At 37.4% G+C, this 15,619-nt stretch carries 9 protein-coding genes; 1 reads left to right on the top strand and 8 read right to left on the bottom strand.

What is annotated here, in order from left to right:
• Positions 1-222 precede the first annotated feature (222 nt).
• The gene (locus KEM10_RS20360; protein ID WP_212218916.1) at positions 223-3,564 is read right to left on the bottom strand and encodes a glycoside hydrolase family 2 TIM barrel-domain containing protein; all 3,342 of its coding nucleotides are present in this window, start codon (positions 3,562-3,564) and stop codon (positions 223-225) included.
• A gap of 26 nt (positions 3,565-3,590) precedes the next feature.
• Positions 3,591-5,999 (bottom strand): glycoside hydrolase family 95 protein, encoded by a 2,409-nt coding sequence (locus KEM10_RS20355; protein WP_212218913.1) that lies wholly within the window; start codon positions 5,997-5,999, stop codon positions 3,591-3,593.
• Positions 6,000-6,296: 297 nt separating this feature from the next.
• Here KEM10_RS20355 and pepE point away from each other — a divergent pair, with 297 nt between their 5' ends.
• Positions 6,297-7,001: a dipeptidase PepE gene (pepE, locus tag KEM10_RS20350; protein ID WP_212218910.1), complete on the top strand. Its 705-nt coding sequence runs from the start codon at positions 6,297-6,299 to the stop codon at positions 6,999-7,001.
• 24 nt (positions 7,002-7,025) lie between these two features.
• On the opposite strand, the gene xseB is transcribed toward pepE, so the two are convergent.
• The 6 genes from xseB to dnaK form a co-directional block, all read right to left on the bottom strand.
• Positions 7,026-7,226, bottom strand: coding sequence for an exodeoxyribonuclease VII small subunit (gene xseB, locus KEM10_RS20345; RefSeq protein ID WP_212218907.1), 201 nt, complete (start codon positions 7,224-7,226; stop codon positions 7,026-7,028).
• A gap of 9 nt (positions 7,227-7,235) precedes the next feature.
• On the bottom strand, positions 7,236-9,473 hold the full coding sequence (locus KEM10_RS20340; RefSeq protein WP_212218903.1) for an ATP-binding protein: 2,238 nt from the start codon (positions 9,471-9,473) through the stop codon (positions 7,236-7,238).
• 68 nt (positions 9,474-9,541) lie between these two features.
• Entirely contained in the window at positions 9,542-10,918 is a 1,377-nt protein-coding gene (gene xseA, locus KEM10_RS20335; RefSeq protein WP_212218900.1) for an exodeoxyribonuclease VII large subunit, read from the bottom strand.
• 3 nt (positions 10,919-10,921) lie between these two features.
• Positions 10,922-12,544 (bottom strand): S8 family serine peptidase, encoded by a 1,623-nt coding sequence (locus tag KEM10_RS20330; protein ID WP_212218897.1) that lies wholly within the window; start codon positions 12,542-12,544, stop codon positions 10,922-10,924.
• A gap of 6 nt (positions 12,545-12,550) precedes the next feature.
• Entirely contained in the window at positions 12,551-13,408 is an 858-nt protein-coding gene (locus KEM10_RS20325) for a toxin-antitoxin system YwqK family antitoxin (protein WP_212218894.1), read from the bottom strand.
• A 142-nt stretch (positions 13,409-13,550) separates the two neighbouring features.
• Complete coding sequence (gene dnaK / locus KEM10_RS20320) at positions 13,551-15,473, bottom strand: molecular chaperone DnaK (RefSeq protein ID WP_212218891.1); 1,923 nt, start codon at positions 15,471-15,473, stop codon at positions 13,551-13,553.
• Positions 15,474-15,619: the final 146 nt, after the last annotated feature.

Genomic DNA, 15,619 nt, shown 5'->3' with positions numbered 1-15,619 from the left:
CTGATTTACAATGAATAATTTTAGAGTAATAGTGAACTATTGCGATGAAATTTGAAGCAGTTAATCAGTTATTTATTCAAAGCTTGCTAATTTCCTCTTACAAACAGCAATTTTCTTCGTGCAATCGACTCAAAATAGCCCGCTATTCTTTCGTCAATATACACTTGAAACTCACTATTTATAAGCGTTCTGAGTTCAAAATTTTACGTCGAACTCAGGTTATTATTTAATATATTTCTTTGATGTATCAATCCAGCTATCAACATTTCCATCTGTGAAAGGAACCAGGTAGAATGAATATTGATACTTTTTGTTTCCGCGCATCATGTATTTTTCCTGAGGGCTGGAATACCAACTGTCATCTCCTCCAACACCGCGCTGATCCAAATCGATATTTACCTGAATCAAATCCTGCTGCACAATATCAATGGTATGCTTGCTGATATTCACTTCAGGAATCCCGTCAATCTGATACGTATGCTCAATTTCAGTGTTTGCACCATAATCCAAACCTTCCGAGCTATCAAAGTCCTCGTTAGGTACGTTATGAGTGGTTACCGAAACTTTTTTATCGAAGCTAGCCGATACCACCATCAAACCATTACCCGAATCGTTCGTCCAGGTTGCCCAACGAATATCCGTTTTATTACCATTCTCCTGCGGACGGATATAAGGAACATATTGCTCTGCCACAGTTGACTCGTATAAATCAACAAAAGAAGCAGCTTTTCTGTCAGTATAATTCTCCCATGGTCCGCGTCCGAAATAAGTAAACTGCTCGTATTCAGCAGGCATCATAAACTTCAATCCAATTCGAGGGATATCAGGCTTATATTCAGTTTCGTTCAATATATTATCAACCTGAACAACTCCGTTACCATAAATGATATACACACTTTCAAATTTGGTTTCGACACCGGGCAAGGCATAAACCACATTAACAATCACCTTATTTTCTACAGCCTTTTTAGCCTTGATAGATTTAACCTCAGCAAATAAACTTGCTTTTTTCCACTCTATATTGTTGACGTGCATTCGGTTTCCAAAGTCATTATCGGTTACTGCACGCCAGAAGTTTGGACGAGGTCCGTCACCATTCAGGATATACTCATTACCTTTATACAAGTATGATGTGATGTGTCCTTCAGCTTTATCAAAGACAACTGACACATCCTTATTAAATATATTGATATCGCTTTTAGTCTGTTTCAAAGTCAATGCATCACCTGCTTCAACAGCCACCTCTTCAGCCTTAAATTTCTTCGAAATCTCAAACTGCTCATGAGCCACACGATATCCTTTAGGAAGCAATCCCCATTGATCTTTTGTACGCGCTTCAATTATCATGAAATACTCGGTATTGGGTTCAAACTTTACCTCTTTCATAGGAAGATGAACGATCTTACCTGTATTGGGCTCAATATCCAACTCAGGTAATTCGTAAGTTTTAATCACTTTTCCATCCGCTTTTATCGTTGCAATAAAATCAAAAGCAGTGGTGTTTGTAAAATCATATCGATTGGTGATTACCGAACGAAATTCATTCGCCCAATTAATATCTACATCGCTGAATTTAATAAACTCATGTACCTTACGCACTTCTTCCAAACCAGGATGAGGTGTTCTGTCTGGGAATACCAAACCATTATTCAAAAAGGCATTATCACTTGGTAAGTTCTCACCAAAATCACCACCAAAGGCATAGTATTTATTTCCTTCTTCATCAGTCTTCCAGATGGATTGATCCACCCAATCCCAAAGGAATCCACCTTGTAAGTTTACATGCTTGTCGATGATGTCCCAGTAATCTTTAAAGTTACCGGTACTGTTACCCATGGCATGTGCATATTCGCTTGGAATAAACGGACGATCCGTTGGGTTATCAGCTACCCATTGAAATGCCTTAGGACTTGGGTATTGAGGACAGATGATATCCGTATCCCAATCCTGATTCCAGTAGGTTCCGTCGTATTCGTTATAAGGTCTTTCGTACTGCACTGGACGTTTAGTTGCATCCGCTTCTTTCATGGCTTTGTAACCTGCGTAGAAGTTAACACCGTTACCGCCTTCGTTACCCATCGACCAAATAATTACAGCCGGATGGTTTTTATCGCGAAGCACCAAATTACGCATACGTGACACGTGTGGCATTTCCCACTCAGGACGTTTTGCCAACGAATATTTACCGTAGTACATACCATGCGATTCAATATTGGCTTCGTTCACTATGTAAATACCGTATTTATCACAAAGCTCATAAAACATTTCTGGCTGTGGATAATGACTCGTACGAACAGCATTGATATTGTTTTCTTTCCAAAGTATAATATCTTTCAATATCTGCTCACGACTGATTACATGCCCCGTTTCCGGATTGGTTTCCTGAGTATTTACTCCTTTCAGAGTAACAGGCACTCCATTCACCAACAACAATCCTCGCTTGATTTCAACTGAACGGAAACCAATCGCAGTTGCAATGGCTTCTCCTTTTATTTTCTTTCCATCCAAATAGAAAGTCAAAGTATATAGATGCGGATGCTCTGCATTCCATGATTTAACATCAGGAATAGTAGTCGCAAAATTAATTGATGATTCAGAATCAGCTTCAATAGCTACTGATTTCGAGTCAGACCAAACAACCTTACTGTTCTCATCTAATAACTGAGCCGTAAAAGTTGATTTTTGCTTTTTATCCAGATGATTTTTTAGATCTACCTGCACTTCCAGATTACCGTCTTTGTAATCGTTAGTTAAAATTGAAACCACCTGAAAATCGCGCACCCGAAGTTTAGGCTGGCCATACAAGTATACGCTACGCTCAATACCGCTTACTCTCCAAAAATCCTGACATTCTAAATAAGATCCATCTGTCCAACGGAAAATTTGGATTGCAATGGTATTATCTCCTCTTTTCAGATAAGGTGTAATATTGAACTCGGCAGGCAATTTACTATCCTGAGAGTATCCAACATACTCACCATTTATCCAAACAAAGCCACCCGCTTTCATGGCTCCGATGTGTAGAAAAATCTCATTCTCATCAGCACTTCCGTCAAACTGAAAATGTCTGAAGTAAGTTCCTACCGGATTTATATCATGAGGAACCTGTCCCGGATGAGCCGGAATTTTACCATCTACAAAAGTTATCTCTTTCGAAATCGGAGCTTTGTAATCAGCAAATTCATACTGATGATTCACATAAATAGGATCGCCAAATCCATGCAATTCCCAGTTAGCTGGAACAGGGATACTATCCCATCGTTCAGCTGAAAAGCCTTCTTTTGTAAAATCAACGGCACGTTTCTCAGGATCTGATACCCAATTAAACTTCCATACTCCATCTAAAGATTTGTAAAATATCTTTCCTTCATCAGTTTTTGCTAACGCCTTATCGACATCAGCAAAGGAGTTAAAAGTTGCATGAGCCGGCTCTTTATTCCATTCCAATACGTTTATATCTTCCGTGTAATACCACGGGTTAGACAACGGATCAGGAACCTTTGACTGAGCCATACCAAGCTGCCAGCTAAGTAAAGCAACAACACCAAAAATCGTTCTGCGCATTTAAGTAATTCTTCTAGGTTTATTATCTAATTCGAACAGCTTATTTCAAGTACCTGCCCTTTCGTCAGGCTTACTTGCAACACACCATTCTCTTCTCTCTCTTCTACTTTCTTTCCATCAACTTTGGCTGATATTTCTCTAACTGATTTGGGGTTTAATATTTTAAAATCGCCTTGTTTTAAGGCTACTAATTTAGCTTTTCTGAGTTGGTTATTCTCCCATTGAGCCGACACTACAGCATCTCCTCTCACTTTTAAACCATCAAACGCCCCGTTTTCATAAGCAGATGGTAATGCAGGTAAAAACTCAATATATCCTTTATGACTCTGTACCAATAATTCTGCCAAACCTGCCGAATATCCAAAATTTCCATCAATCTGAAATGGTGGATGTGAGTCAAAAAGGTTTAGATACATCGATCGTTGAAACAAGAATTGTATGTGCTTATGTGCCTCATCTCCATCCAACAAACGAGCATATAAATTAATTAACCAGGCTCGACTCCAACCTGTTCCGGCACCACCATTATCCAAACGATATTGAAGCGTTTTTTTAATGCCTTCCATCAACTCAGGATGATTGTTTTCATTGATGGTAATCCCTGGATGAAAGCCATATAAATGTGACATATGACGATGCCCTGGTTCCACTTCTTTATACTCTCTGTCCCATTCCTGTATTCTACCATCAGAGCCCACAACAAATCCGGGACGCAAACGTGTCAACTGATCTTTTATAGTTTGAAGCAATTCATTATCTTCTTCTAACACCTCGCATGCAGCAACATATTCACCAAATACTTCGGCAATTACCTGTTGATCCATGGCACTTCCCATACAAGACGCTACTGCTTTTCCATCGGTATTATAAAACTGATTCTCAGGTGATGTTGAAGGTGCTGCAACCAACGATCCATCTCGAGGATCTTCTATCAACCAATCAGAATAAAACTGAGCCACTTCTTTTATGGCAGGATAGGCTCTGTTTTTAAGAAATTCTTTATCCTGAGTATATTCGTAATGTTGCCAGTAATGCTGCATTAACCAACCTCCGGCACCAAACGAACCTCCCCAATATGCAGTTGGAGCTCTCAGCCAGGTTACTGCCCAAATATCTGTAGCATGAGGAATAAATGAGCCACGACAACCAAAATTCACTTTAGCTGTTTCTTTACCATTTTCAATTAAACGATCCACATAATCGAACAAAGGCATATTCAGCTCATCCAGGTTGGTATTATTAGCTAACCAGTAATTCATCTGAAGATTGATATTCAAATGATAATCTCCATTCCAGGGGGCAAAAATATGTGGATTCCATAATCCTTGCAGATTGGCAGCTAACGTTCCTTCGCGTGAGCAACCAATTAATAAATATCGACCATAATTAAACAGCAACTCTTCCATCCCCAAATCAATTGCACCTTCCTGAATTCGTTTTAATCGTGCATCAGTAGGAATAGAATCCATTCTATCGTGCTCAAGATTAATATGAACCCTTGAATAAAACTGCTGATGATCTTTTATATGTTCTTCCTCAACTTTGGCAAGTTTATTATTAACAACATTTTGCAGTTGCTTTTTATTTTGGGTAATATAATCATCATGATAAAACGAGCTATTTGAAACCAAATAAATAACGGCTTTCTTAACTCCCTTTAGTTCCAAATAATCATCACCTGAAATAACTTCACCGTCCTGATTAACCACTTTCAAACGAGTTTGAAACTTCACCCCATAGGTAATTGGATCAGGCTTTGAATCAAAAGCTCCACCATACTGAGTCACCTCCCCATCCATGAGCAAATTACCAGAATCATCCACACTAACGGTTACGGTTGGATGACCTTCATCTTCGGGACGAGAAAACAATAATTTCCCATTTAATCCCTCTTCAGCTTTAGAACTCAATTCAATAATAATGGCCTGATGAGGATTGGTTGCAAAAACCTTCTCTGTTACTTCTTTTCCATTGGTTTTATAAGTGGTAGTTGCTATTGCTGTTTCTAAATCCAATTCTCTGCGATAATCAGTAACATTGTCATGATTCAATTCTATAAATAAATCACCTAAAGTTTGATGTGATCGCCCCACACTTTTATTCGAGAATTTCTCAATCAATAGGGCATCTGCCTTATCATTTTTGCCTTCTATAAGGTATTGTCTGATTTTTTTCAAATCTTCTGGTCGACCAACAGGATTATTCCATTCCATCTTTCCCGGCCACATCGAATCATCGTTTAATTGAATGTGCTCAATATCGGTTCGGCCATATACCATAGCCCCGATTCTACCATTTCCTATAGGTAGACTTTCTTCCCACTGTTCGGCAGGTTGAGCATACCACATTGTATTTTCATAAACTTTAGTAGCTGGTTGATTTATACATGACGTCAATAAGAAGACAACTAAATAAATCGAATTTTGGATTTTCATGTTCATTTATGTAGGTTATTATTCAATTATCACAAAGTGTATCAAGCCTAATATTGGCATGATAATTTTCATCGGAAGAACCAAGGTTCTTAAAGTGGGTAAGTAATAGTCAAACATAACAAAAATGCGGCACTCTCATGGCCTTTACTCGTATAATTGACAATATTTAACACTCATTGTTAACAAATTAGTCATACTCCACTTTCATACCATTCTCTATGTGTTAAAGTAATAATTCTTGCTTAGTATCTCAACCTAAAATTAGTATATTAGGCTAATCACATAAAGATATAAACCATGAATCTATTATTAATTAGTAATTCAACCATGGTAGGAGAAGCCTACCTCGATTACCCTAAAAAAGATATTGCCAATTTTCTGGGAACAACACAAACAAAATGCCTTTTCATTCCATATGCCGGCGTTACAGTAAGTTTTGATAATTATGAAGCCAAAGTCAAAAGCAGATTTAATGAAGTGGGACATGAAATCATTTCCATTCACCATTTTGATGATCCGGTGAAAGCAGTTGAAGAAGCTGAAGCCATAGTTGTTGGAGGAGGAAACACCTGGCAGCTTCTTAGGATGATTCATGATAATAATTTGACTGAGGCAATTCGTAAAAAAGTATTAAGCGGAACCAAATACATCGGATGGAGTGCTGGTTCTAATTTGGCCTGTCCAACCATCAAAACAACCAACGACATGCCTATTATTGATCCAATGGGTTTTGGAGCTTTAAATCTCATTCCGTTTCAAATTAATCCACATTATCTAGATGCCAATCCGGAAGGCCATGGTGGAGAAACCCGTGAGGATAGAATACTTGAATTTTTAGAAGTCAATAAGGAAACTACCGTTGCCGGTCTGCGAGAAGGTTGTATGTTTATTATCTTAAATGGAAAAATATCTTATAAGGGAATCCACTCTTTACGAGTTTTTAAATATGGCAGCTATCCATACGAGGTAGAAGTGGATGAAGACTTTGAATTTTTAATGTAAAAAAATAGAGGCTTCGGCCTCTTTTTAGTCTTCCATTTCTTTTAGAATTTGCTCAACCTCCTCTTCGGTTTTGTGCAACTTATCTTTACAGGTTTTAATAAGAGTACTAACCCTTTTTACTTTTGTAGATAACTCATCAACATCCAGCTCTTCGTTTTCAATTTGCTGTAATATCTCTTCAATCTCTCCTATCGCGTCGGTATAACTTAATTTCTTCTTTGTCATTTTCAAATATTACTCTGCTTTGTTTATAGGTAATGTAAAGGTAAAGGTACTACCTTTTTCTAATTCGCTCTCAACCCAAATACTTCCTTTATTAATTTCCACAAATTCCTTACATAATACCAGGCCTATTCCGGTTCCCTTTTCATTAAAAGTTCCTTTAGTTGAAAACGCGGTATCAACAGAAAATAGCTTCTCAATATTTTCCTGCCTGATACCAACTCCTGAATCGGATACAGACACTTCTATCAAATCATTCTTTTTCTGCGCCATTACATAAATAACACTACCAACTCTTGAAAATTTTATGGCATTACTGATTAAATTACGTAACACTGTACTGAACAAATTTAAATCGGCCCAAGCCACCAAGTCCTTTTCAACCTTAGGACTAATCACAATATCTTTCTCCTCGGCATTTAAACGAAGTAACGAAACAATGTTATGCGTGTGTATCGACACATCTATTTGCATAGGTTTGTATTCGGTAGTTCCCAATTGGGTTCTAGACCATTGCAAAAGATTCTCTACTAATCCCAACAATCGCTTTGTAGAATTATGAATAACCTGAGCATAATCAATAACTTCTTTAGTATTTTTGGTTTCTGCATGCAAACATAACATCTCGGCAAATCCCATTAATGAACTAAACGGACTCTTTAAGTCATGTGCAATAATCGAAAAAAACTTATCCTTAGTAGCATTAAGCTGCGCTAATTCTCTATTCTTTTCTTTTAATTGTAATGAAGTTTTTCTTTTTAAACGAAATAACAGGATTAAGAAGATGATAGATCCAAATAAAGCAATGCTAATAATCAAATATAAAGTTCTGGTTTCTTTCATTCGAGCCAGATCTTCTTCTTTCGATATATTATCTTGCTCTAACTTCGATATGGTTTCATCCTTCTGAAGCAAATTATATACAGCCTCCATTCGTGCCGAATTAATCATTGCCTGCTCATCTGTAATAGAGTCCTTCATTGAAACATATACTTTCTGATACTTCAATGCCTCTTTAAATTTGCTTTGCTTTTCAGAAACCTCAGCTAGTGTTTTGTAACAATCTGCTAAAATTGGTTTCTCATCAATTCTTTTTGAAATAGCTATGGCTTTGAGCAAATAGTTTTGTGCTTCGCTATAATTTTTTGACTCACTTACTGTTTGAGCCAGATGAAGATAAGTTTCTGCTTCAAGCGAAAGATCTTCGTTGCTCACCATTATTTTTAAGGCTTTCTCAAAGTAAGAAACCGCTTTTAAATAAGCTTCATCCGTTTGATGAGCCCGGCCAATATTCACATAAGCTACAGCAATAGATGCGCTGTCGTGTTCAACATCAATAAACTGAAGAGACGTTTGATAACTCTCTAGTGCAGCTCTCACATTACCTAAACGCAAGTACACTTCTCCCAAATTGTTATGACAACTACTGATTCCGGATTTATCATCCAGTTCAATATATAACTTCATCGCCTCCTTATAATTCCTTATGGCCGAATTATCCTGTTTTAAAGCATAGTGGATGTTACCCATGTTATTTAACAAACTAGCTCTGCTGGCATTGCTTCCTTCAATTTTATTTAACTCCAGGGCTTCTTCCAAACAATTCAGGGCTTCACTATACTGAGCCAACTGATTAAGAACTACCCCTTTATTAGTTAACCCTTTTAACTTTAGCTCATTATCATTACTTCTTTCGCCTAATTCATAAGCCTGATTAAAATAACTCAGAGCTAATGCGTAGTTGCGTTGATACCAGTACATGGCACCAATACTATTGTATGTATTTCCTTGATAAACATATTGCTTGGCTTTAGAATAATATTGCGAAGCAGCCTTAAAGTAACCTATAGCTTCACCATAAGCATTACGATCTGATGCCAACCAACCGATGTAATTATACAAACGACCTAACTGTTTATAAGACTTATCTTTGGAGGATATAGCCTTTGCTTTATTTAAGTATTCACGCGCATTTTCACTATCCTCAAGATCATACAATCTAACACCTGTCTCGAGATACAAGGTAAATCTTTCCTGATTTGTCAATTCTTTTTTATCGGAATTTTGACAGGATTCAATTACGTCCTGAGCATTTTCCAACTTTTCAAATTGAGACTTAAAATCAATAGATGAATTAACTCCATCAACAGAATCAGGCTCCTGTAACATGCCTGAGTTTTGGGCATAAAAACCTAAGTTGATGAATAAAAGAAGACTGGCTACGACGTAACGTAATTGATTTGTAAACATTTGTCCGATAAAATACTCCCCGTTAAAAACGATTTAAATTTATAAAAAGCCTTTAACAAACAAATGTTTTACTTAATTATTTTTTCTATTTTACTGATTATTGTGCCTTTTTGTAGCACCGTTTGTAAATTATCTCCACTTTTAAGCTGATCAGTGGATTTAATGGGTACATCATCTTTATAAGTAATTGAATAACCTCTTTCAAGTACATTAACCGGATCGGATAATTTTGCCGTATTCTCAGCCAATGTTAATTTCTGGGCTTTATTTTTGAAATATCCTGCCAATTCAATCTTTAATTGGGTATGATAAAACTGACATTGTTGCATATTTCCTCTTACTTGTTTCTTTACCAGATAATGCACCGATTCTTTTACATGAGAAAAAAATAACTGCTGGTTATCGAAATAAGATTTAACTGCAAAATGCAAACGCTGAGCCGCTTCTTGTGGTTGTCTTCTTTTTTTGGTAATGACTTTGCTCACCAATGGTTGAAATGCACTTACAGCAATATCCAAACGATGTCTCTGGCTTTTCAGTTGAGAGTCTACTTCACCCACAAAATGCTCTTTTAGGTCATCTAAGTACGCACTAAAATTACCAACTCTATCAACAATAAACTCAGCTACAGCAGTAGGCGTTTTCAAACGCGTATGTGCAACCATATCAGCAACTGATTCATCTCTTTCATGTCCAATACCTGTAAGCACCGGCAAAGGAAACTGTGCAATATTAACTGCCAGCCAGTAACCATCAAAACACATTAGATCAGCTGTAGATCCACCACCTCTTATAATCACCACTGCATCAAAAAAATCTTCATATTCATATACTCTTTCTAATGCTGAAATGATTGACTGCTCAGCTTCATTTCCTTGCATGGTAGCTTGAAAAAGCTTTTGGTAAATTTTAAATCCGTATGGATTATTTTCTAATTGGTTAACAAAATCCTCGTACCCAGCTGCTGTAGAAGATGATATAATGGCCAGCTTTTGAGGTACAGCCTCTAACTCCACCTCTTTGTTCATATCCATCACCCCTTCCTCTTCAAGCTGACGAATTACCTCCAATCGCTTGCGGGCTATATCACCCAAAGTATAAGAAGGATCAATATCCTTTATATTCAAACTAAAACCATACACTTCCTGAAACTCAACACTTGCCCTTACTAATACTTTTAATCCACTTGCGAGTTCCTGTTTTGTGGTGGTTTCAAAATAGGGTTTCAGCATTCTAAAAGTATAGGCCCATATGGTTGCTCTGGCTTTAGCCTTTACACTGTCGTTGGTTTCATCTTTTTCGATAAGTTCCAGATAACAATGACCACTTCTTACTGTTCTTATCTCACTTATCTCGGCAATAACCCAAATTGTATCGGAAAAAGACAAACCAATGGCTTCTTTGATCTGTTTGTTAAGTTGAGAAAGTGAAATATGATCGGGCATAATTTAGTTTTTCATCACTTTATAATGTTGCTTTCCTGCGGCTGATTCTATCACTAAAATGTATAATCCATTGGCCATATTATAGAATCCTTCCAGCTTAATCTTTTCTCCCATTTCACTCTTGCCTTTGAACACTGCATTTCCTGCAACGTCGAATAACGATATTGTTATATTACCTAGGCTGTAATCAAATTCCAAGGGTTGTAAAAGTAGATAGTTACTAAATGGGTTTGGACTTATATTCCATTCCATTCCTGCATCTATCACTTTATCTATATTGGTTTTTAAAGATGCATTAAAATTAGGAACCCCATATCCCAATGAGTTATCTGCCTTATTAAAATTACTGGCATGGCTAATAATTAAATCAATCAATTGATGAGAAGTGTAATGGGGAAGAGCCTGCCACAAACAGGCAACCAATCCTGCAATTACCGGTGCTGAATAAGAAGTGCCAGCTCCAAATTCAATCCCTCCGTTTAGGCTTTGAACAGCAGTGAAGTATCCCAGAGCTGAAACCTCCGGTTTAATCCTTTGATCATAACTTGGTCCATATGAAGAAAAGTAGGCTCTTGTGCTATCAACCTGCATGGCTCCAACCGACAGTATATTTTTTGCATCGGCCGGAACTCCAATATAATGCCACTCATCTGCGCCTTCGTTACCGGCACTTATAACCACCACCATTCCTTTTGATGCTGCTATTTCGGCTGCTTTAGATGCTCTGGATGTGCCATCCAGCATTTCGTAAGTATAAGAATTAAAGGGACTGTCAAACTCATAATACCCCAGTGAGCTATTAATTACATCTGCTCCCACACTATCAGCATATTCTGCAGCACAAACCCAATAATCGGGCTCAACAGGAGTTTCGGTTGCTGCATCTTCAGTACGCAACAGCCAGTAAGAAGCTCCTGGGGCTGTTCCCAGATAAGAGCCTGCTATTTCACCACCCATGATAGATAATACTTTCATTCCATGTGAATGAGTTGTGAAAATATCGGAGTTTGGGTCAACAAAATCTTTATATCCTAATATCTGACCATTATCCCACAAATGTTGTAACGAAGGTGCATTATCGGCAGAATAAAAACCTGCATCCAATACCGCAATTTGCATACCTTTTCCTTTGTAACCTCTTTCATGAAGATGATATCCGTTTACTGTTTGAATCTGATCCCAGGCATAACCATATTCTTCTTCATTTTTGTCTTTAAGGATCCCATGACCTTCTTTAAATTTAACCAATGCACTGACATGATTACTATTGGTAGTCATTTCAACATATGAAATAAAATCAAGATTCATTATGGTATCCATCAATTCACTGTCGGAAGAAAATACTATAGCTCCATTTAGCCATTTAGTAGTATATCTAACATCTATTCCAAGCTCCTTTAAAGCATTTACATAAGCAAAAGACACCGGCAAGTCGTTCTCTACAATATCAATATCCTGACTAACTCGTCTGTCAATAGCCCTTTCACTAAGAAATTCTTCTGGTCTGTCAATACTATACAAAGAGCCTTCTTTATCGGTAAACTGCACAAAGTAACCATTACTTTGCGCCATCAAACACACAAAAGAGGTGAATATCAAAACTAAAACCGCAACAACTCTATTCATTCCCTATTATCTAAAATATGCACCAGGATCATTTTGCATCTTTTCAGGATCCTTCAACTTTCCTTTATTCTTTTCAAATTGTTCCTGTTCTGCAGCCCTTCTTTCATTTAGCACTTCAGGATTTAAAAGCTTACCATCCTTATACTTTAATATATAATTTACTTCTCCATTCTGATGATAAAAAGTCCAGTTCCCATCCTCTTTATCATTTTTATAAGTGGCATCAATCTCAAGCTGTCCACCTTCATAATAATAAAGATATTTGCCTTCTAATTTATCTTGAACATATGTTGCCTTTAACAACGAAGCTCCACTTCTAAAAAACTTTAACCAAGGACCATCTTTTAATCCATTAACCGAAACATATGATTCTGCAACCTCTCCATTCGGGTAATATACAATAGTTTCGCCATGAGCCTTATTGTTTTTATACTCCTGAGTAGAGGCTATTACATTTTTTGAAGTATAATAGGTCCATTTGCCTTCTTTGTTTTTACCAACAAAGGTACCGGTTGATGACAACTCTCCTTTATCGTTAAATAATTCCGCCTCTCCATTGACACCTTTCTCATCATAAACTATTCGAAGGCTCATTTTTCCGTTTGGATAAAATCTAACATACTCTCCTACTGGTTTATTATCTTTAAAAGTAGCCTTGTATAATGGACTTCCATCAGTGTAACGTTTCTCCCAGGGACCTTGTTTCAAGCCATTTTCATCAGTCTTATTGTAATGATCAGGAACCGGAGCATAATTCTTTTTTTTAGCCGGTATTTTATTTCCAAAAACATCCGTTTGTGCCTGAAGCGACAAGGTGCATATTGACAGTATAATTAAATAAACCAGACGTTGTAATAATTTCATTCCAATCAACTTTTTTATGAAGTCATTTAAATTCTTAAGTTCATTTTGATGATACTTGAACTTGAAAAAACAGTTTCAAAAATATAAAAAAAAGTCCTCAAGAATTGAGGACTTTTTAAAAGAGTCAATATTTACGGAAATATTATTTTACTTCTTCGAAATCTACATCCGTTACTTCATCATCTTTGCCACCTTGTTCTGCTCCTGCGTCAGGTCCTGGCTGTGGTCCACCTTGTGCTCCTGCATCAGCACCACCTTGTGCCTGACTAGCATTGTACATTTCTTGCGAAGCAGCCTGGAATACAGTATTCAATTCCGTAGTAGCAGCATCTATAGCAGCAATATCTTGTGCTTTATGAGCTTCTTTTAGTTTACCCAAAGCAGCTTCGATAGGTTGTTTTTTGTCAGCTGGCAATTTGTCACCAAACTCACTCAATTGCTTTTCAGTTTGGAAAATCAAACTATCTGCACCATTCAACTTATCAATTTTTTCTTTGGCTTGCTTATCAGCGTCAGCATTAGCTTCAGCCTCATCTTTCATACGTTTGATTTCGTCATCAGACAAACCTGAAGAAGCTTCAATACGAATACTTTGCTCTTTGCCAGTAGCTTTATCTTTTGCTGTTACATGAAGAATACCGTTGGCATCAATATCAAAAGTTACTTCAATTTGCGGCGTTGCACGCGGTGCTGGTGGAATACCGTCTAAGTGGAAACGACCAATTGTTTTGTTATCGTTAGCCATAGAACGCTCACCTTGCAATACGTGAATCTCAACCGAAGGCTGGTTATCAACAGCAGTAGTAAATGTTTCAGACTTTTTAGTTGGAATAGTTGTGTTTGCTTCAATCAACTTAGTCATTACACCACCCATTGTTTCAATACCTAACGATAGTGGTGTAACATCCAATAACAATACATCTTTAACTTCACCTGTTAAAACACCACCTTGGATAGCAGCACCTACAGCAACTACCTCATCAGGGTTAACACCTTTAGAAGGAGATTTACCGAAGAAATCTTCCACTACTTTCTGTATAGCAGGGATACGAGTTGAACCACCTACTAAGATTACCTCATCAATTTCTGAAGCTGACATTCCGGCATCTTTCAAAGCCTCTTTACATGGCTCCAATGTACGTTGAATCAATCTATCAGCCAATTGCTCGAATTGGGCACGTGACAATGAACGAACCAAGTGTTTTGGAATACCATCAACAGGCATAATATATGGTAAGTTGATTTCGGTGCTTGTAGAAGATGACAACTCAATTTTTGCTTTTTCTGCTGCATCTTTCAAACGCTGAAGAGCCATAGGATCTTTACGCAAATCTACGTTTTCGTCCTTCATAAACTCATCAGCTAACCAGTTAATGATAACATCATCAAAGTCATCACCCCCTAAGTGAGTATCACCGTTTGTTGATTTTACTTCAAAAACGCCATCTCCTAGCTCAAGAACTGAAATATCGAAAGTACCACCACCTAAGTCGAATACGGCAACTTTCATATCTCTGTCCATCTTATCTAAACCATAAGCTAATGAAGCAGCAGTTGGCTCGTTGATGATACGGCTAACTTTTAAACCAGCAATTTCACCAGCTTCTTTAGTAGCCTGACGTTGAGCATCGTTAAAATAGGCAGGCACGGTAACTACCGCTTCTGTTACTTCTTGACCAAGATAATCTTCAGCTGTTTTCTTCATCTTTTGAAGTACCATTGCTGAAATCTCCTGAGCAGAGTACATACGATCATCGATTTTAACGCGAGGAGTATTATTTTCACCTTTAACTACTTCATAAGGCACACGCTTTACTTCGTTTGGAATCTCATCGTACATTGACCCCATAAAACGCTTGATTGAATAAATGGTTTTATGCGGGTTTGTGATTGCCTGACGCTTTGCAGGATCACCTACTTTACGTTCTCCTCCTTCGATAAAAGCCACAATTGATGGCGTTGTTCTTTTTCCTTCGCTGTTAGGGATTACAACTGGCTCGTTACCTTCCATTACAGATACACAAGAGTTGGTTGTTCCCAAGTCGATACCGATAATTTTTCCCATTACTATATAATTATTTTATTTTTTAAATTCTTTTAAATTGAACTCACGACCCTAAACTTCAAATCGTGTGCCATTCAACTTTTGCAGAATTTTCAGGAAAAATTGACACGAAGAAACTAATATTTGAATTTAATATGACAGTTTGA

Source organism: Carboxylicivirga linearis (genome assembly GCF_018271995.1).
Taxonomy (GTDB): domain Bacteria; phylum Bacteroidota; class Bacteroidia; order Bacteroidales; family Marinilabiliaceae; genus Carboxylicivirga; species Carboxylicivirga linearis.
This window is presented reverse-complemented; position numbering and strand designations above follow the sequence as displayed.

Bases quoted from the DNA above. Each gene is read 5' to 3' on its own strand.
- KEM10_RS20360 (WP_212218916.1), bottom strand. From the start codon at position 3,564: ATGCGCAGAACGATTTTTGGTGTTGTTGCTTTACTTAGCTGGCAGCTT.
- KEM10_RS20355 (WP_212218913.1), bottom strand. From the start codon at position 5,999: ATGAAAATCCAAAATTCGATTTATTTAGTTGTCTTCTTATTGACGTCA.
- pepE (WP_212218910.1), top strand. From the start codon at position 6,297: ATGAATCTATTATTAATTAGTAATTCAACCATGGTAGGAGAAGCCTAC.
- xseB (WP_212218907.1), bottom strand. From the start codon at position 7,226: ATGACAAAGAAGAAATTAAGTTATACCGACGCGATAGGAGAGATTGAA.
- KEM10_RS20340 (WP_212218903.1), bottom strand. From the start codon at position 9,473: ATGTTTACAAATCAATTACGTTACGTCGTAGCCAGTCTTCTTTTATTC.
- xseA (WP_212218900.1), bottom strand. From the start codon at position 10,918: ATGCCCGATCATATTTCACTTTCTCAACTTAACAAACAGATCAAAGAA.
- KEM10_RS20330 (WP_212218897.1), bottom strand. From the start codon at position 12,544: ATGAATAGAGTTGTTGCGGTTTTAGTTTTGATATTCACCTCTTTTGTG.
- KEM10_RS20325 (WP_212218894.1), bottom strand. From the start codon at position 13,408: ATGAAATTATTACAACGTCTGGTTTATTTAATTATACTGTCAATATGC.
- dnaK (WP_212218891.1), bottom strand. From the start codon at position 15,473: ATGGGAAAAATTATCGGTATCGACTTGGGAACAACCAACTCTTGTGTA.